Below are 18,599 nucleotides of genomic sequence, written 5' to 3'. Positions count from 1 at the left end.
CATGAGCGTCATCGTCAAGGCCGCCACCGTCCCGCTGCTGGACCGGGGAGGTTCGATCGTGACGACCCCGCTGGTCACGACCGTCTCGGCGGCCGGCGAGAATCGGATCACCAGCGGAATGAGCGTTTATCCGGTCGGCTCCGGGGCGCCGATGCACTCGCACAACTGCGACGAGCACGTGACGATTCTCGAAGGGGAGGCGGAAGTGCTGGTCGAGGGCTCCGTGACGCGTTTGGAGCGCTACGACACCACGTACATCCCCTCCCCCGTACCCCACCTCTTCCGCAATGTCGGGGACACTCCGCTGCGCATCCTGTGGGTCTATACCTCCGGCACGGTGACACGCACGTTCACGGAGTCCGGGGTGACGGTCGAACACCTCTCGGCCGAGGACCAGATGGGGCGCTGACGGGGAGCCGGGCGGGGGTGCGTCCCCCGCGTCCGTGCGTGGGTGGGGCGGCCCGGTCCGAGGGTCCGCCCCACCCACGTTCCGCGCCGGGCGGAAGCGCCTCTACTCGGCGTCCGCGCGCGACAGCGCCTCGGAGATCAGACGGGTGGCGAAGTCGGGGTCCTCGGTGATGCGGTTGATGTGCTCGGCGAGCAGGAACGCGGTGGCCTCCAGCGGATTCATCTCCACTTTGGCCCATTCCCCGAACTGCCCGCGCCACAGGCTCGGGCTCAGGCCGGTGGCCGCGGCGATGACCAGTGCGGCCATGGTGGGAATGGTCTCGGGCCGGACGCTGATGGGCATCATCCGCATCGTGGCCACGAGGGTCGGCACCACGTACTCGACGACGTCCTTCTCGTGCTCCTCGTGCGCCTTCCGCAGCCAGGTCATGAACATGTAGATCAGCGTGCACGCGCCGTCCAGCACGTCCCTGGCCTCCTCGGGCCCCATGGACGCGATGACCAGGTCGCTCAGTTCCTGCTCCTCGGGATCGCTTTCGCCCTCGCGGTCGTGGACCGTCCTGAGCCGTGAGTCGATCATCATGAGCGCCGCGCCCACGTCGCCGGCGGGGGCGTTTCGGGGGTCGTAGAGCGATGACACAGGAGTCCTCCTCGGGTGGCCCCGGTCCCTGGCCGACGTGTCCGTACGGCAGACGGCCGAAAGAGCGGGGCCGACGGGTGTCGGCGGCCTTCACCCGGCGGTGGCTCCTTCCGTCACCGCCGTGCGCGCCCGGGCGACCACGATGGGCGAAGCGTCCACCGGTGCCTCCAGGACGTCGGCCTCCACCCCGTACAACTCGCGCACCAGGGAGGCGGTCACGGTGGCGCGCGGGTCCCCCTGGGCCAGCACGCTGCCGCCCTTCATCGCGACGAGAACGTCGGAATAGCGGGCGGCGGCGGCCAGGTCGTGCTGGACCATGACGACCGTGCGGCCGGCGCGCGCGACCTCGCGGACGAGTTCCAGTACTTCCACGACGTGCCCCAGGTCGAGGGCGCTGGTGGGTTCGTCCAGCAGCACCACGGGAGTCTGCTGGGCGAGCACCATGGCCAGCCAGCAGCGCTGGCGCTGGCCGCCGGAGAGGCGGTCCAGCCGCTCACCGGCCAAGGCCGTGGTACCGGTGGCCTCCAGCGCTTCGCGCACCGCGTTCTCGTCCTGGCGCGACCACTGCCGCAGCAGCCCCTGGTGGGGGTGACGTCCGTACCGTACGAGCCCCGCGACGGTCACCGCCTCGGGGGCGCGGGGCGACTGGGGCAGCAGGGCCACGCGCCGGGCGGCTTCGCGCCGGCCGAGCGACCAGATGTCCGCCCCGTCGGCGCGGACCGTACCGGACTCCGGCTGGTGGAGCCGGGCGACGGCGCGCAACAGGGTCGATTTGCCGCAGCCGTTGGGGCCGACGATCGAGGCGACCCGCCCGGCCGGCACGGTGAACCCGGCGTCCTTGACGACGGCCCGGCCGGGGTACGAGACGTGCAGCCCGCGGACTTCGAGGCCGCTCGGCGCTTGCTTCATGAGGGAGTTCATGCCGGGGTGTTCACGCCTTTTCTTCGGTGCGGTCCGAACGGAAGAGGACCCAGAGGAGGAAGGGCCCGCCGAGGACACTGGTGACGACGCCGACGGGGAGTTCGACGGGGGCCGCGACGCGGGCGAGCGCGTCGGCGGCGGTGACGAGGGCGGCTCCGGCCAGGCCGGCGCCGAGGACGGGTACCCGGGTGGGTCCGCTCAGCCGTTGCGCGAGGACCGGTGCGCCCAGCGCGATGAACGCGACCGGTCCGCCGACGCCGACGGCGACACCGGCGAGCAGCACGGCCAGGGCGAGCGCGGCGGCGCGTACCCGGCGCAGGTCGACGCCGAGGGTGGCGGCCATGTCGTCGTCGAATCGCAGGAGTTGCAGCCGGTGTCCGGCGGCGAGGGCGAGCGGGACCAGGAAGCAGAGCGCGACGAGGAGGGGTGTACCGGCCTCCCAGTCACGGCCGTTGAGGCTGCCGACCGCCCAGAGGAAGACTCCCCCGGCCGAGTTGTCGTTCTCACGGGACATCACGAGGTCGCTGACCGCCCCGATGAAGGTGGAGACGCCGATGCCGGTGACCAGGACGCGGTAGCCGGCGCTCCCCGCTCCGCCGGCGCACAGGACGACGAGGGCCGCGGCGGCGACGGCGCCGACCGGGCCGAGCCACCACATGCCGACCATGCCACTGGACGTCCCGGCGGCCGCGGCGACGACGGCCGCGGTGGCTCCCTCGTTGACGCCCACCAGGTCCGGGGTGGCGAGCCGGTTCCCGGCCAGGGTCTGGGTGAGGCAGCCGGAGATCCCGAGCGCGGCACCGACCATGATGCCGACGAAGACGCGGGGCAGCCGGAATTCGCGGACGATCATCACCGTGCCCGCGTCCCCCGTGCCCAGCAGACCGGAGAGGGTCCGCGCCGGGCTCATGCCGGTCGAGCTGGCCAGCACGGAGAGCGCCACGAGCAGCGCGAGTACGGGCACGAGCAGCGCCGCCACGAGGGCGCCGCGTCGCGGGAAGAGCCAGGAGAAGGTGCCGGTGCGCAGCACCGTGCTGTCGGGCGGGGTGAGGTCAGGGGGGTCGGGCGGGAGAAGGCCGGGGACGGATGCCGCCCCGGTGCGGTCGGTCATGCTGAGGCCCCCGCGGTGGAGAGCCGGGACGAGCGCGCGATCCAGATGAGCAGCGGGCCGCCGACGAAGGCCAGGAGCACGCTGACCGGGGTCTCCCAGGGGCGGATGACGATCCGGGCGAGGATGTCGGCGAGGATCATGACATCGGCCGCGATCAGTGCGGACAGGACGAGTTGGGCGCCCAGGGACGCGCCGGCCAGGGCGCGTGCGGCGTAGGGCGCGAGCAGCCCGAGGAAGGCGATGGGTCCCGCCACCGCGACGGCGCAGCCGGCGAGCAGCGACACGGCGACGGCCACCACGAGGCGTGTCCGCCCGGGGTGGTGGCCGAGCGAACGGGCTCCGTCGTCGCCGAGGCCGAGGGCGGCGAGCGGGCGGACGCAGCAGCCGGCGACGACCAGGCCGATCGCCACCAGCGGCGCCAGGGGCACGAGTTGACCGGACTCGACGCCGGCGAGCGAGCCGATCGTCCAGTAGCGGTAGGTGTCGAAGGTGGACTGGGTGCCCAGCAGTACGTACGAGGTGAGGCCGTGGAAGGTGGCGCTGAGCGCGGCACCGGCGAGCACCAGGCGCAGGGGGGATCCTGAGGCCCGTCCGGACGCGGCGAGCAGGAGGACGACCGCGCTCGCCGCCATGCCGCCGAGCAGTGCCCACACCAGCAGGGCGCCGGAGGATTCGGCGTGGAAGAAGGTGAGTCCGAGGACGACGGCGAACGCGGCACCGGAGTTGACGCCGAGCAGTCCGGTCTCCGCGAGGGGGTTGCGGGTGGCGGCCTGGAGGAGGCAGCCGGCGGTGCCGAGGCAGAGGCCCACCAGGATCGCGGCGAGGGTGCGCGGGAGGCGTACGTCCATGACGGCGAGGCGCAGTTGGGCGTCGGCGCGGGCGGACGGGTCGCCCCAGAGGTAGTCCCAGGCCCGGGCGGGCGGGGTGGAGCCCGTGCCCGTCAGCAGGGAGGCGAGGGCCAGGCAGAGCAGGGCGGCGAGGGCCACGACGGCCAGGCGGGCCGGTTGACGGCCCCCGCCCCTCACTCCGGCCCGGTCTTCACGAAAGGCCCCGGATGCCCGGTCTTCCTGAAATGGCCGGGATACCTCGACTTCATGAGAGGACCTGAACGCCTCGCTTTTCCGAGAAGACCCGACTGCCCTGATTTCACCCACGGACCGCGATGTCCGGGCTTGACGAAAAGACCGGTTCGGTCCGGTTTCCACCCTTCCCGGGGAGCCCTCTTGCGCAATGAACATATGGTTAGCCTAACCTAAGTACCGATGCCCGGGCCGGTGGACCCCCACGGCCGATCCGGCCGGGATTCGTCGTGCCCGCATGTCGCTCGGCCGGGCATGACCGGGCATCAGCACCAGTCCGCTCCACCCTTCCTACGGAGGTTTCCGGCCATGACGCCGAACCAGTCCCCCACTCCCCGCCGCACCGTCCGTCCGCTGGCCGCGGTCGCCGTCCTCGGCGTCCTGACGCTCACGGCGACGGCCTGCGGCTCCTCGGACTCGGGTACTGCGTCCGGCGACGGCGGCAAAACGGGCTCCGCGACCGTCACCGACGCGGCCGGCACCAAGGTGACGGTCCCGGCCGATCCCGACCGTGTCGTGGTCCTGAGCGAGATGGACCTCGACTCCTCGCTCACCCTCGGCGTGAAGCCGGTGGGCCTCACGGCGGGGCGCGGTCAGAAAGGCGCCCCGGCGTACCTGACGGAGAAGGCGAAGGGCATCCCGGTGGTGGGCGCGGTCACCGGCCCGGACATCGAGAAGGTCGTCCGGGCCGCGCCCGACGTGATCCTCGCCGGACAGATGACGGACACTCAGGTGCTGGCGCAGCTGCGGAAGATAGCCCCCACGCTGGTCACCATCGGCGACGACAAGGACTGGAAGAAGTCGCTGTCGCTCACCGGCGAGGTGCTCGGCAAGTCCAACGAGGCCGATGCCTTCCTCGCCGACTACGACACGAAGGTCGCCGCGCTCAAGACCGACCTCGGGTCGCGGGCCGGCGCCAAGGTCTCCGTCGCCCGGTACTCCCCGCAAGGGTCCGCCGTCATGCAGCAGGGCGTGTTCATCAGCGACGTGCTGGACGACCTGGGCTTCACCCGGCCGGGCATCCAGGCGGAGAAGGGCGAGGGGCACTCCACGCCGATCAGCGAGGAGAACCTCGCCGAGATCGACGGCGACTGGCTCTTCATCGGGACCCTGACCTCGACCGGAGGTTCCGGCGTGGTCGACCAGCTCTCCGCGCTCCCCGCCTACCAGCAGCTCGGCGCCGTCAAGGCCGGTCATGTGACCGAGATCGACGGCTCGATGTGGACGAGCCTCGGGGGCGCCGAGGCCGCCGTGAACGTCCTGGCCGACCTCCGGAAGGCCATGGTCAAGTGAGCGCCGAATTCGACGGAAGGATCGCCCTCGTCACGGGCGCGGGCCGGGGCATCGGCGAGGCCGTCGTCACCGCGCTCGTGGAGCGCGGCGCCCGGGTGGTGGCCACCGACGTCGACCCGGACGGCATCGAGGCACTCGCGCGGAAGTACGGCGCGCGGGTGGTCGCCCGCCCGCTCGACGTCACCGACGCCGACGCCGTGGAAGCGGGGGTCGAGGAGGTCGAACAGGCCATCGGGCCCGTGGAGTTCGCGGTCAACGTGGCCGGTGTGCTGCGCAACGCCGACGTCGTCGACACCAGCGACGCGCACTGGGCCGCCACCTTCGCCGTCAACGTCGACGGGGTGTTCCACGTCTCACGTTCGGCCGCCCGGCGCATGGCGGCGCGCGGCCGGGGCAGCATCGTCACCGTCGCGTCCAACGCGGCGGGCATCCCGCGCGCCGGCATGGCCGCGTACGCCGCGTCCAAGGCGGCCTCCGCGATGTTCACCAAGTGCCTCGGCCTGGAGATGGCCGCGCACGGCGTCCGCTGCAACAGCGTCTGTCCCGGATCGACCATGACCGACATGCAGCGCGGCATGTGGGCGGACCTCGGTACCGGGGACCCCGAGAGCGTGAAGGCCGCAGCCGACCGTGTCGTCGCGGGCGATCCGGCCACATACCGGACGGGTATTCCGCTCGGCCGCATCGCGGACCCCGCGGACATCGCCGACGCCGTCACGTTCCTGCTGTCCGACCGCGCCCGCCACATCACCATGCAGGACCTGTACGTCGACGGCGGCGCCACCCTCCGGGCGTGAGGCTCTCCGGTGGATCGGGGCCGTGAACCCGCCCGCGATCCACCGGACACCGCCCGGCCCGCGGTCCCCGCGCCGCGCCCCTTGTCTCACCGTCCTGCCGCCGACCGTGGCAGGCTCCCTCCACCGCAGGAGACACCCATGTCCCTCTCCGTGCACGAATCCCCCTCGGCCGCGCCCGGCCTCACCGACCCCACCCCCGTCACCCCCGGTGCGGCGACCGCGCTGCTCGACGCCTACCGGCCCGGCACCGACCGCTTCGTGGCCTCACCCACGCGCACCCTGCTGGGCCGTGGCGTGCTCGCCGAAGTGCCGCACGGTTCGGAGCCGGTGGAGGAGCGCGTACGCGGCGTCCTGCACGCCCGCCGCCGGGCCGGGGACCCCGCGCCCGTCGTCGTCGGGTCCATACCCTTCGACGCGGACGCCCCCGCCGCGCTGGTCGTCCCGGAGTCCGTGGAATGGGCGCCCGCGCTGCGCCAGGACCCGCTGGTCGCCCTGCCCGCTCCCCCGGCCGCGGACGGCGACTCATGGCAGGTGCGTGAGGTACCGGCCGCCGCGGAGTACGCGGAGGCCGTCGCCTCCGCCGTACGCCGCATGCGCGCCGGGGAGTTCGCCAAGGTGGTGCTCGCCCGCACCCTGGAGCTGACGGCGCCCGCCGAGCCCGACCTGCCCGCGATGCTGAGCCGGCTCGCCCGCCGCGACCCCGGCGGCTATACCTTCGCGGTGCCCACGGGCCCCGGCCGCACCCTGATCGGGGCGAGCCCCGAACTCCTGGTGGCCCGGCAGGAGGGGCGGCTCGTCGCCAATCCGCTGGCCGGTTCCACACCGCGCAGCCCCGACCTGGCCGAGGACGTCCGGCGGGCCGCCGCGCTGCTGGAATCCCCCAAGGACCTGCACGAACACGCCGTGGTGGTGGCCGCCGTGCGCGAGGCCCTCGCCCCGTTCTGCACCCGCCTCGACGTGCCCGAGCGCCCCACCCTCGTACGGACCGCCACCATGTGGCACCTGTCGACCACGCTGACCGGCGACCTGGTGGACCCGGACACCACCGCGCTGCGCCTCGCCGCCGCACTCCATCCGACACCGGCCGTGTGCGGCACGCCCACCCCGGCCGCCCGCTCCGTCATCGCCGAGTCCGAGCCCTTCGACCGGGGCGCCTACACCGGCATGGTCGGCTGGCAGGACGCGGACGGCGACGGCGAGTGGGTCGTCACCATCCGCTGCGCCGAGGCCGAGGGCCGCTCGCTGCGCCTGTTCGCCGGGGCCGGCGTCGTGGCGGACTCCTCGCCCGAGGCGGAGACCGCCGAGACCGGCGCGAAGTTCCGCACCTTCCTGAACGCCGTGGGAGCCCAGCTGTGACGTCCACCGAGCACGAACCGCTCACCCCGGGAAGCCCGGACGCGCCGACCTGGCCCGCCGAGTTCGCCGCGCGCTACCGCGCCGCCGGGTACTGGCGCGGTGAGACCTTCGGCGACTTCCTGCGCGAACGCGCCGGTGCGCACCCCGACCGGACGGCCGTGGTCGACCCGGCGCCGGCGCGCCGCACCTGGACGTACCGGGAACTCGACGAGAGCGCCGACCGGCTGGCCGCCGGGTTCGCGGCCCGGGGGATCACCAAGGGCGACCGGGTCGTCCTCCAGCTCCCGAACATCGGGGAGTTCATCGAGGTCGTCTTCGCGCTCTTCCGGATCGGCGCGCTGCCCGTGTACGCCCTGCCGGCGCACCGGGAGACAGAGGTCGAGCACTTCTGCGCGTTCACCGAGGCCGTCGCGTACGTGGTCCAGGACCGGCACGCGGGGTACGACTACCGCGAACTCGCCACCCATGTACGGAAGCTGACGCCCAGCCTGCGCGACGTCTTCGTGGTGGGCGATCCGGGCGAACACACCGCGCTCTCCGACGTGCCGATGGATACCGTTACGCCGGTCGAAGGACCTCGCTCGCACGAACTGGCCTTCCTCCAGCTCTCCGGCGGGACCACCGGCGTCTCCAAGCTGATCCCCCGCACCCACGACGACTACCTCTACTCGCTCTGGGGCTCCAACGAGATCTGCGGGGTGGACGAGGACACCAGGTTCCTCGTGGTCCTGCCGGCCGCGCACAACTTCCCGATGAGTTCGCCGGGCTGGCTGGGCGTGCTGTACGCGGGCGGAACCGTCGTACTGAGCCCCCGCCCCGACCCGGCGACGGCCTTCCCGCTCATCGAGTCGGAGCGGATCACCATGACCGGCATGGTGCCCCCGCTCGCCCTGGTGTGGACGGACGCGGCTCCGGCGGCCGAGGAGGACCTGTCCAGCCTGGAAGTGGTGCTGGTCGGCGGCGCCAAGTACAGCGAGGAGGCCGCCCGTCGGCTGGAGCCCGCGCTCGGCTGCCGGCTGATGCAGGTCTTCGGCATGGCCGAAGGACTGGTCAACTACACGCGTCTGGACGACGACTTCGAGACGATCGTCTCCACGCAGGGCCGCCCGATCTCCGCCGACGACGAGGTCCGTGTCGTGGACGACGCCGACGAGGACGTCCCCGAGGGCGAGTTCGGCCATCTGCTGACCCGGGGGCCGTACACGATCCGCGGCTACTGGCGCGCCCCCGACCACAACGCGCGGGCCTTCACCGAGGACGGCTTCTACCGGACCGGCGACATCGTGCGCCGCACCCCCACCGGCCACCTCGTGGTCGAGGGCCGGGCGAAGGACCAGATCAACCGGGGCGGCGAGAAAATCGCCCCGGAAGAGGTCGAGAACATCATCCTGGCCCACCCTGCCGTCCACGACGTCTCGGTCGTCGCCGTCCCCGACCCGTACCTCGGCGAACGCTCCCTCGCCCACGTCATCCTCCGCGAGGGCGCCGGAGGGCTGAAGTCCGTAGAGATCAAACGGTTCGTCCGCCAGCGCGGCATCGCCGCGTACAAGGTCCCCGATCTGGTCGAGTTCGTCGACGCGTTCCCGCAGACCGGGATCGGCAAGGTCAGCAAGAAGAGCCAGCGGTCCGCCGCACCGGCTCGGCACCACGAGGAAAGGCCCGCTCCCATGGCACTGCCCGCCATCGCTCCGTACCCGCTGCCCACGGCAGCGGAACTGCCCGCCAACCGGGTGGCGTGGACGGTCGATCCGTCCCGTGCGGTGCTGCTCGTCCACGACCTGCAGAACCACTTCCTGAAGGCGTTCCCGGCCGGCGAGCAGCCGTTGACCGGCATGCTGGACAACACGGCCCGGGTGCTGGGCAAGTGCCGCGAACTGGGCGTTCCGGTGGTGCACTCGGCACAGCGCGGCGGCCAGACTCCCGCGGAGCGCGGTCTGCAACTCGACTTCTGGGGACCCGGGGTGGCTGACGATCCGGCGGCGCTGTCGGGGCCGGAGCGGACGGCGCCCGTCGAGGGCGAGAGCGTCATCACCAAGTGGAAGTACTCCGCCTTCGTACGCACCGAACTGGAGGCGCTCCTGCGGGAGCAGGGCCGCGACCAGCTGATCGTGGTCGGGGTGTACGCGCACATCGGCGTGCTGATGAGCGCGGCGGACGCGTGGCAGCGTGACATCCAGGCGTTCGTGGTCGCGGACGCGGTCGCCGACTTCTCCCGGGAGGACCACGACATGGCGCTGCGGTACGCGGCCGGCCGTTGCGCCGTGGTCACCACCGCCGGCGCTCTCTTCCAGGAGGTCTGAGCCGATGTCCCTCACCCTTGAGCTGATCCGCGCCGACATCGCCGACTCCCTCGGCGAGGACCCGGAGGACATCCCGGTCGACGAGAACCTCGTGGACTACGGGCTGGACTCGGTACGCATCATGGCGCTCCTGGAGCGCTGGCGCCGCGAACACGGGGTGGAGGCCGCCTTCGCGGATCTCGCCGAACAACCCGCGGTCGAGGCGTGGCTGCCGCTGCTGGTGGCCTCATGAGCGCCCCGGCGACGGACCTCGACGTCCTGAGCGCCGACGCCCCGGCCACGGCCACCGGCACCCCGGACACCGTACTGCCGTTGACCGCCGCCCAGTCGGGCATGTGGTACGCACAGGCCCTCGACCCGCTGAGCCCGGCGCTCAACACCGCGGAGTGCGTGGAGATCGAGGGTCGCGTCGATCCGGAGCTCTTCGCCGACGCGCTGCGGCAGGTGGTCTCCGAGGCCGACGCGCTGCGCGTCCGGGTGGAGGACACTCCCGGGGGGCCCCGGCAGCGCGTCCGTGCCGCAGTCCCGCTCCCCCTGCACACAGCCGATCTGCGGGCGGAGAGGGACCCGGACGAGGCCGCCGGGACATGGATGCGGGAGGACCTCGCCCGCACCTGCGACCTGGCGCGAGGCCCGGTGTTCGGGCACGCCCTCTTCCGCGTGGGCGCGGAACGGTGGCTGTGGTACCAGCGCATCCACCACCTCGCCATGGACGGTTTCGGCTATTCCCTGCTCGTGCGCCGCACCGCCGAGGTGTACAGCGCGCTGGCCGCGGGCGAGGCACCCGCACCGACGCCGTTCCGCCCACTGGCCGAACTCGTCGCGCAGGACGCCGAGTACCGCGCCTCCGAGGCCCACCCGGCCGACCGGGCCCACTGGAGCGAGGCGTTCGCCGACCGCCCCGAGGCACCCCAGCTGGCGGGACGCGGGGCACTTCCCTCGCGGACCTCGCTACGCCGCACGGTCTCTCTGGAGCCGGAAACGACCGAGCGGGTAAGGGAGTTGGCATCGCGGCTCCGGGCGACCTGGCCCGAGGTGCTGATCGCCGCCCAGGCGCTCCACGCCTCCCGTGCCACCGGGCGCCCGGACGTCGTGCTCGGGCTGCCCATGATGGGCCGCATGGGATCGGTGGCCCTGCGGGTCCCGGGCATGGTGATGAACGTCCTGCCGCTGCGCCTGGAGGTCACCCCCGAAGCGGACTTCGCGCATCTGGTGCGCCAGGTCGTCCTCGGTATCCGTACGGTGCGCCGCCATCAGCGCTACCGCTACGAGGACATCCGCCGCGATCTCGGGCTGCTCGGCGAGAGCCGCGCCCTGGTCGGTCCGCTGGTGAACGTGATGCCCTTCGACTACGACGTGCGCTTCGCGGGCGCGCCGGTGCGGGCCCGCAACCTCTCGGCGGGGCAGGTGGAGGACCTCACGGTCAACATCTACGACCGGGCCGACGGCCGCGGGCTGCTCGTCGACTACGACGCCAACCCCGCGCTCTACACCGAGGAGGGCCTCGCCGCCCACCAGGACCGGTTCACCCAGCTGGTCGACCGGCTCGCGAAGGCGGACCCGCATCTGCCGCTCGCCGTGCACACCGTCGCCACGCCGGATGAAGTGTCCCTGATCCTCGACGAGTTCAACCGGACGGAGCGCGAACTCCCGGCGACGAACCTGATCGGCCCGATCGAGGCGCAGGCCCGCAGGACGCCGGCCGCGACGGCCCTGATGTACGGCGCCGAGTCGCTCACGTACGCGGAGCTCAACGCCCGCGCCAACCGGCTGGCCCGGCATCTGCGGACCCTCGGCGCCCGCCCGGACACGGTGGTGGCCCTGTCGGTACCCCGGTCCGTCGAGCTGATCGTGACGCTGCTGGCGATCCTGAAGACGGGCGCCGCCTATCTGCCGCTCGACCCGGACTATCCGGAGCAGCGCCTGCTGGACATGCTCCAGGACGCGGCGCCGGTCTGCGCGGTCACCGACCGGGCAGGCAGGCTGCCGGACGGCGGCGCGACCCCGCTCGTCGTGCTGGACGGTCTCGACGTCTCGGCGCACCTGCCGACCGATCCGTGCCGCCCGCTCACCCCCTCCCATCCGGCGTACGTCATCTACACCTCGGGCTCCACCGGACGCCCCAAGGGCGTCGTCGTCTCGCACGGAGCGATCGACAACCGGCTGCGGTGGATGCAGGACACCTACCGGCTGACCGCCGGGGAAAGGGTGTTGCAGAAGACGCCGTCCTCGTTCGACGTGTCGGTGTGGGAGTTCTTCTGGCCGCTGCGTGAGGGCGCGACCCTGGTCGTCGCGGAGCCCGGTGGACACCGCGATCCGACCTACCTGGCCCGCCTGGTGCGCGAACAGGACGTCACCACACTGCACTTCGTGCCGTCGATGCTCCAGGTGTTCCTCGCCGAGCCGGAGGCCGCGCGGTGCACCGGACTCACCCGGGTGTTCTGCAGCGGCGAGGCGCTGGCCCGCGAGACCGCGAACCTCTTCGCGCGTACGCTGCCGGGCACCGGACTGCACAATCTGTACGGGCCGACCGAGGCCGCGGTGGACGTCACCCACCACACCTGTGCGGCCGAGGACAGTGGCCCGGTGCCCATCGGACGCCCGGTGTGGAACACACGGCTGTACGTCCTGGACGCGGCGCTCCAGCTCTGCCCGCCCGGTGTGCCCGGTGAACTCTTCCTCGCCGGAAGGCAGTTGGCCGACGGCTATCTCGACCGTCCCGAGCTGACGGCGACGCGTTTCGTGGCCGACCCCTTCGGCCCCGCGGGCAGCCGCATGTACCGGACCGGCGACCTGGCGCGGTGGACGGCCGAGGGCGAGGTGGAGTACCTCGGCCGCACCGACCACCAGGTGAAGCTGCGCGGACAGCGCATCGAACTCGGCGAGATCGAGGCGGCCTTGTCGGCGCAGCCCGGTGTCGAGGGCGCCTGCGCCCTCGTGCGCGAGGACGACGGCGGCGAGCAGCGCCTCGTCGGTTACGTACAGGGGCAGGCGGACCCGGCCGAGGTGCGGGCGGCGCTGGCGCGCGTACTGCCGGACCACATGGTCCCGGCTGCGGTGGTGGTCCTCGCGGCGTTCCCGCTGAGCCCGGCGGGCAAGCTGGACCGACGCGCTCTGCCCGCACCGGTCTTCACCGGCGGCAGGGGGGCGCGGCGCCCGTCCGGGGCCTTGGAGGAGCATCTGACCCGGCTCTTCGCCGACGTGCTCGGTGTCGAAGGGGCCGGCCCCGACGACGCGTTCTTCGACCTCGGCGGCACCTCGCTGCTGGCGATGAGGCTGGTGGCCCGGGTACGCGAGGAGTGCGCGACGGAGCTGACGATCGGCTCGCTCTTCGAGACGCCGACCCCGGCCGCCCTGGCGGCACGCCTCGCGGGACCGGGCGCGGGCGCCGACGACGCGCTGGACGTCCTGCTGCCGCTGCGCTCCGGCGGCGACCGGCCACCGCTCTTCGCGTTCCATCCGGCGGGCGGTATCGCCTGGTGCTACGCGGGCCTCTCGGCCCGGCTGGGCGCCGGACAGCCGCTGTACGCCGTCCAGGTGCGCGGGCTGACCGACGACGAGCCCCTCGCGGCGACGTTGCGGGACCAGGCGGTCGACTACGCCGAGCGGCTGCGTACCGTCCAGCCCCACGGCCCGTACCGGCTGGTGGGCTGGTCGGTGGGCGGCGTACTCGCGCAGGCCGTCGCGGTGCTGCTCCAGGAGGCGGGCGAGGAGGTCGAACTCCTGGCGCTGCTCGACGCGTTCCCGTCCGAGATGTGGCGCGCCCGCCCGGCTCCCGAGGAGGGCGACGCGCTCACGGCGGTGCTGCGGATGGCGGGCTTCGAGCGCACGGACGAGCAGACCCGTGCCGACGTGCTGGCCACCCTGCGCAGGGCGGGCAGTCCGCTCGCCGGGCTCAGCGACCGTACTCTGTCCAGGATCGTGGACATCGTGCCGCACCACGCGCGGCTGATGCGCGAGCACCGGCACGACACCTACCGGGGCGACGTGCTGTTCTTCACGGCCGCGGCACCGAGGGCGGAGGACTGGCTCACCCGGGACGCCTGGCGGGCGCACGTGACGGGAGAGATCGTCAACCACGATCTCGACTGCACCCACGCGCGGCTGCTGCAGGGCGATAATCTCGACACCGTCGCGACCGTCCTCGCGGCCCGGCTGAAGGAGCTCGACGGATGACCGACCCGACCGACCCGTTCACCTTCGTCCACGCGTCCGCCCGGTGGTGAGTACGAGTGCCGCGGCACGGCCCTGGACGCCGGGTGACCGGCCTCCGGGGCCGTCCGCGCTGGACGGCGGGGGCCCACTGCTCTGGTCCGTGCGGCCGTGGGAGCGGGAACCTGCCGAACCGGTCGTCCTCGACGAGGAGGAGAGGGGCCGGGCAGCGGCGTTCCGGCGCCCCCAGGACCGGGCGATGTACCTGGCCTCGCACACCGCGTTGCGCGTGCTGCTGGGGGGAGTTCTGGAACTCCCGCCCGCCCGGGTGACGTTGGTCCGGCTGGCGTGCCCGGGGTGCGGCGCCCTCCACGGCCGGCCCGCGGTCGCGGGCCCGGCGGGCGGGCGGGTGCACTTCTCCCTGTCGCACACCGATGGTCTGGCGCTGGTGGCGCTGGCCGGCCGGCCGGTCGGCGTGGACGTCGAGCGGCTGCCGTCGGCGGCCACGGCCATGGACGTGTCGTCGTCCCTGCATCCGTCCGAGCGTGCGGAGTTGGAGCGCATGGCGGCGGCGGAGCGGCCGGCCGCGTTCGCACGGTGCTGGACCCGCAAGGAGGCGTACCTCAAGGGCACCGGGGAGGGGCTCGCGGGTGAGGCGCTGAGCGGCGCCTACCTGGGGACGGGGCCTTCCCCGGCCGCGCAGCCCGACGGCTGGACCGTCGGCGACGTCGAGGTACCGGCCGGCTTCGCCGCGGCGTGCGCGGTGACGGTGGCGGCGTAGGCCTTACGGAACCGGGCACGGCGCTCGCGCACCGGGCACGCACACCGGCCCCCGTGCTCACCGCCCCCGACCACCGGTCCGGACGACGGGCCCGGTGGTCGGTCCTGGCGTCGGGACCGGCGTCGGGACCGGCGTCGGGACCGGCGGTCGGCCCTTGCACCGGGGCGCGTCCGGCCGGTTCAGGCCCCGGGCCCCAGCAGCACGGCCAGTCCGTCCGCCATCTCCGTACGCCACCACAGGTAGTCGTGACCGCCGTTGAACTCGCGGTAGCGGCAGTCGTATCCGGCCTCTTCGAGGGCGTCCCGCAGTCGCCGCGCGGCGGGCAGCGCCACCCATTCCTGCTCACCGAAGGAGAGCAGGAAACGCACCGGGCGGCGCGGAGCGGCGGCTATCCGGCCGGTGAGCCACTCCGGTTCCGGCCCGTCCGGCCACCAGTAGGAGGCGGACTGGACCAGGGCGTTGCCGAATCGGTGCGGAGCCGCCAGTGCCGTGTACGTAGCCGACAGACCGCCCAGGCTCTGCCCGGCGATCACGGTGCGCGCCGGGTCTTCGGTGAGCGGCAGGCGCCGCGCGGCCCAGGGGAGCAACTCCTCGGCCAGGAAGCTCGCGTGGGCGGGCCGACAGGCCAGGTCCCGCCAACGGCGGCCGGAGTCGACGGAGTCGACGAGAATCGCGGCCATCGGCGGGACACGGCCGTCCGCGACGAGGTTGTCGAGGAGGTGTGCGAGTCCCAGCCGCGGCTGCCAATGCTCCCCGTCCAGCAGTACCAGCACGGGGAGTTCACCGTGGCTTCCGCCGTCGGCGGGGGCCGGAGGTTCGTACAGCCAGACCCGGCGCTCCTCCCCCAGGTGCTCGCTGGGGACTCCGTGCTCGGTCACCGTGCCCCGGGGCACGCCGGACCGGGGCTCCCAGCCCGAGGGCGCCCGGGACTCCCCGACCTCTGCCCAGGACACCGGCTCACCACCCCAGCGGCGCGGCAGGAGGCGGGGGTTGAGGGGGTCGGAGCGACGCCGTGTCCGCAGCCACTGCCAGTAACCGGGGCCGCCCGCGTCCGGGCCGTCGCCCTCGTCCACGTGGAAGTCGTAGGTACCGCGCCAGTCGTGTCGCAGCCGGAACGTGCGGTGCCAGAGATCCGTGCCGGGCAGACGTTCCATCAGATTGTCCTCGGGGACACGCGGATCGCCGAGCTTGTTGGGCATGACCTGGACCGCGCGGGTCGATTCCGTGCCGCGCCACAGGAAGGTGACGGCCGCGTGGTCGGGACTGCCCTGCGGATCGGGGGCGACCAGCGGCGTTCCCCGCTCGCGCATCCGCTCCCAGAACTCCTCGACCCCGGCCGGTCCCGGAAGCTCGACGCCGGGCTCATCGAGGAACGGAACCGCGTCGGGGCGTGCCGTCCTGGGTGGACGGTGGGGAGCCCCTTCGGGCGGTGCGGACGCGAACATGCGGGCGTACTCCGAAGAACGACAACAAGTAAGGCTTACCTTACCTTGCCCCTCGGTCGACACGGGGCCCCACCCGCGCCTCCGGGACACCCTCCCACCCTTCCCAGGATTGGTTAGGCTAACCTAACCAATCGTTGGCGACATCCTGCCGAACCGGCCAGTGGACGCCACCTCTCCATGCACTTTTCCTTGCCTGCCAGGAGCACGCCATGAGCGCAGACAGACCTTTCCGTACCTCCATATCGCCACTGCGCGGCCCCCGCGGCCGGGTCGCGAAGGTGGCCGCGCTCACCGCCGGGGCGACGCTGGGCCTCGGCGTGCTGTCGATGCCTCTCGCGGTGGCCAGTGACGATTCCCCGGCGGCCGGAACGGTGGCATCCGCGGCTGACGAGGCGTCGGCCCCCGCCGTCACCCTGGGAACGACCTCGGTGAAGCCGGGCGGCGACGTGTCGTTCACCGCGACGGGCTTCCCGGCCGACAGCAAGGTCAGCGTCAAGCTCGACGACGCCACACTCCTCGCCCAGTTCACCAGCGGCTCCGACGGCAGCGTCACCGGCACCGTCACCGTCCCCGCCGACACCGCCCCCGGCACCGCCCACTGGCTCCGCTTCCTCGCCACCGGGACCAGCGTCAAGAGCGCCGGACTCACCGTCACCGCCACGCCGTCGGTCGGCCTCGGCACCACGTCCGTGAAGGCGGGCGGCAGCGTGTCGTTCACCGCGACGGGCTTCCCGGCCAGCAGCAAGGTCAGCGTCAAGCTCGACGACGCCACACTCCTCGCCCAGTTCACCAGCGGCTCCGACGGCAGCGTCACCGGCACCGTCACCGTCCCCGCCGACACCGCCCCCGGCACCGCCCACTGGCTCCGCTTCCTCGCCACCGGGACCAGCGTCAAGAGCGCCGATCTCACCGTCACCGCTGCCACCACCACGCCCGAACCGGCCGTTCCCGCGTTCCGGCTCGGCACGACCAAGGTCGCCGCGGGCGGCACCGTGTCCTTCACCCTGTCCGGCTTCGTCCAGGGCCAGGACATCACGGTCAAGCTCGACGACCAGACGATCCTCAAGCAGTGGACCGCCGCCGTGAAGGCGGACGGTACGTTCTCCGGCACGGTGACCGTCCCGGCCTCGACCGGCGCAGGCGCGCACTGGCTGCGCGTCCTCGCCCCGGAGCCCTCCACCAGCCTGAAGGCCGACTTCACCGTCACCTCTTCGTCCTCCACCGGCGGTTCGAGCAGTGGCGGCTCCACGGGCGGCAGCTCGACCGGCGGCTCCACGGGGGGCAGCTCCACCGGCGGTACGGGCACGGGAGGCACCAGCACCGGCGGCACCAGCAGCACGGGCGGTTCCACCACCGGGGGCACCGGCTCTTCCGCCGCCACCTCGGCCACCATCACCGCGGGTTCGAGCGTCGCCGCGGGGGGCAAGGTGTCCTTCCGACTGACGGGCTTCCCCGCCGGCCAGCAGATCACCGTGAAGTTCGACGACAGCGAGATCATCGGTCAGTGGTCGGGCGGCATCGCGGCGGACGGCTCGTTCTCGGGTACGGTCACCGTCCCGTCGACCGCGACCAAGGGCGCGCACTGGTTGCGCTTCCTCGCGCCCAACCCGTCCACCAGCATGAAGGCCGACTTCACCGTCACCTCCGGCGCGGACGCCTCGGCGACGACCGGCGGCACGGGCGGCCTGAAGGCCGAGGGCGAGCGCGTCGAGGCTGACGAGCCGTTGCTGGAGGTCTCGACCGACAAGGTCGACACCGAGATCCCGGCCCCCGTCTCCGGCATCCTGGCGTCCATCAAGGTCGCCGAGGACGAGTCCGTCGAGGTCGGCGCCGAGCTGGCCATCATCGACGACGGCTCCGGCGCCCCCGCCGCGGCTCCGGCCGAGGCTGCGGCTCCGGCCGCCGCGCCCGTCACCGAGGCCCCGACCGCCCCGTCGACCGAGACCGAGGCTCCGGCCCCGGCCCCGACCGCCGAGGCCACCGCCGGCGCGTCCTCCGCCGAGGGCACCGACGTCACCCTGCCGGCGCTCGGCGAGAGCGTCACCGAGGGCACCGTCACCCGCTGGCTGAAGGAGGTCGGCGAGGAGGTCACGGAGGACGAGCCCCTGCTCGAGGTCTCCACGGACAAGGTCGACACCGAGATCCCGGCCCCGGTCTCCGGCGTGCTGCTGGAGATCGTCGTCGCCGAGGACGAGACCGCCGAGGTCGGCGCCAAGCTTGCCGTCATCGGTGCCAAGGGCGCGGCTCCGATCTTCTTCTTCTACGCGGTCGTCTTCGTGCCGTTCCTCTGTCTCGCCGTGACGATGATGATCGGCG

At 72.9% G+C, this 18,599-nt stretch carries 13 protein-coding genes and 2 pseudogenes; 10 read left to right on the top strand and 5 right to left on the bottom strand.

Annotated elements, in window-relative coordinates; genetic code table 11:
• The first annotated feature begins 1 nt into the window (after position 1).
• Positions 2-409: a cupin domain-containing protein gene (locus ACWD3D_RS09490; RefSeq protein ID WP_451460326.1), complete on the top strand. Its 408-nt coding sequence runs from the start codon at positions 2-4 to the stop codon at positions 407-409.
• Between the two features lie 102 nt (positions 410-511).
• Here ACWD3D_RS09490 and ACWD3D_RS09485 read toward each other — a convergent pair whose 3' ends face one another.
• From ACWD3D_RS09485 to ACWD3D_RS09470, 4 genes are all read right to left on the bottom strand, one after another.
• The gene (locus tag ACWD3D_RS09485) at positions 512-1,048 is read right to left on the bottom strand and encodes a hypothetical protein (protein WP_451460325.1); all 537 of its coding nucleotides are present in this window, start codon (positions 1,046-1,048) and stop codon (positions 512-514) included.
• A gap of 90 nt (positions 1,049-1,138) precedes the next feature.
• Positions 1,139-1,957 carry an ABC transporter ATP-binding protein gene (locus ACWD3D_RS09480; RefSeq protein ID WP_451460324.1) on the bottom strand — a complete coding sequence of 273 codons (819 nt, stop codon included), beginning with the start codon at positions 1,955-1,957 and terminating at the stop codon, positions 1,139-1,141.
• Positions 1,958-1,979: 22 nt separating this feature from the next.
• Complete coding sequence (locus ACWD3D_RS09475; protein ID WP_451460323.1) at positions 1,980-3,080, bottom strand: FecCD family ABC transporter permease; 1,101 nt, start codon at positions 3,078-3,080, stop codon at positions 1,980-1,982.
• Positions 3,077-4,105, bottom strand: coding sequence for a FecCD family ABC transporter permease (locus tag ACWD3D_RS09470; RefSeq protein WP_451460322.1), 1,029 nt, complete (start codon positions 4,103-4,105; stop codon positions 3,077-3,079). Before ACWD3D_RS09470 ends, ACWD3D_RS09475 begins: the two co-directional genes overlap by 4 nt.
• 363 nt (positions 4,106-4,468) lie before the next feature.
• On the opposite strand from ACWD3D_RS09470, the gene ACWD3D_RS09465 reads away from it, so the two are divergent.
• The 8 genes and pseudogenes from ACWD3D_RS09465 (at position 4,469) to ACWD3D_RS09430 (ending at position 14,838) form a co-directional block, all read left to right on the top strand.
• Positions 4,469-5,452, top strand: a complete 984-nt coding sequence (locus ACWD3D_RS09465) for an ABC transporter substrate-binding protein (RefSeq protein WP_451460321.1) — start codon at positions 4,469-4,471, stop codon at positions 5,450-5,452.
• Positions 5,449-6,249 carry a 2,3-dihydro-2,3-dihydroxybenzoate dehydrogenase gene (locus ACWD3D_RS09460; RefSeq protein WP_451460320.1) on the top strand — a complete coding sequence of 267 codons (801 nt, stop codon included), beginning with the start codon at positions 5,449-5,451 and terminating at the stop codon, positions 6,247-6,249. The genes ACWD3D_RS09465 and ACWD3D_RS09460 overlap by 4 nt, the downstream gene beginning before the upstream one ends.
• 138 nt (positions 6,250-6,387) lie before the next feature.
• The gene (locus ACWD3D_RS09455) at positions 6,388-7,605 is read left to right on the top strand and encodes an isochorismate synthase (protein ID WP_451460319.1); all 1,218 of its coding nucleotides are present in this window, start codon (positions 6,388-6,390) and stop codon (positions 7,603-7,605) included.
• A pseudogene (locus tag ACWD3D_RS09450) lies at positions 7,602-9,248 on the top strand ((2,3-dihydroxybenzoyl)adenylate synthase); the annotation flags it as partial. The gene ACWD3D_RS09455 and the pseudogene ACWD3D_RS09450, both read left to right, overlap by 4 nt.
• 24 nt (positions 9,249-9,272) lie before the next feature.
• The gene (locus ACWD3D_RS09445; protein WP_451460337.1) at positions 9,273-9,905 is read left to right on the top strand and encodes an isochorismatase family protein; all 633 of its coding nucleotides are present in this window, start codon (positions 9,273-9,275) and stop codon (positions 9,903-9,905) included.
• Positions 9,906-9,909: 4 nt separating this feature from the next.
• The gene (locus ACWD3D_RS09440; protein WP_451015372.1) at positions 9,910-10,137 is read left to right on the top strand and encodes a phosphopantetheine-binding protein; all 228 of its coding nucleotides are present in this window, start codon (positions 9,910-9,912) and stop codon (positions 10,135-10,137) included.
• Positions 10,134-14,081, top strand: coding sequence for an amino acid adenylation domain-containing protein (locus tag ACWD3D_RS09435; RefSeq protein ID WP_451460318.1), 3,948 nt, complete (start codon positions 10,134-10,136; stop codon positions 14,079-14,081). The genes ACWD3D_RS09440 and ACWD3D_RS09435 overlap by 4 nt, the downstream gene beginning before the upstream one ends.
• A 46-nt stretch (positions 14,082-14,127) precedes the next feature.
• Positions 14,128-14,838 carry a 4'-phosphopantetheinyl transferase family protein gene (locus ACWD3D_RS09430; protein ID WP_451460317.1) on the top strand — a complete coding sequence of 237 codons (711 nt, stop codon included), beginning with the start codon at positions 14,128-14,130 and terminating at the stop codon, positions 14,836-14,838.
• 179 nt (positions 14,839-15,017) lie between these two features.
• On the opposite strand, the gene fes is transcribed toward ACWD3D_RS09430, so the two are convergent.
• A complete protein-coding gene (fes, locus tag ACWD3D_RS09425) occupies positions 15,018-16,283 on the bottom strand; it encodes an enterochelin esterase (RefSeq protein WP_451460316.1) in 1,266 nt (421 codons plus the stop codon).
• A 1,619-nt stretch (positions 16,284-17,902) separates the two neighbouring features.
• On the opposite strand from fes, the pseudogene ACWD3D_RS09420 reads away from it, so the two are divergent.
• Positions 17,903-18,532: pseudogene (locus ACWD3D_RS09420) on the top strand (biotin/lipoyl-containing protein); the annotation flags it as partial.
• Positions 18,533-18,599: the final 67 nt, after the last annotated feature.

The organism is Streptomyces sp. NPDC002690 (assembly GCF_053592415.1).
The sequence above is the reverse complement of the archived record's forward strand: the minus strand, read 5'-3'. Positions and strand labels throughout refer to the sequence as shown.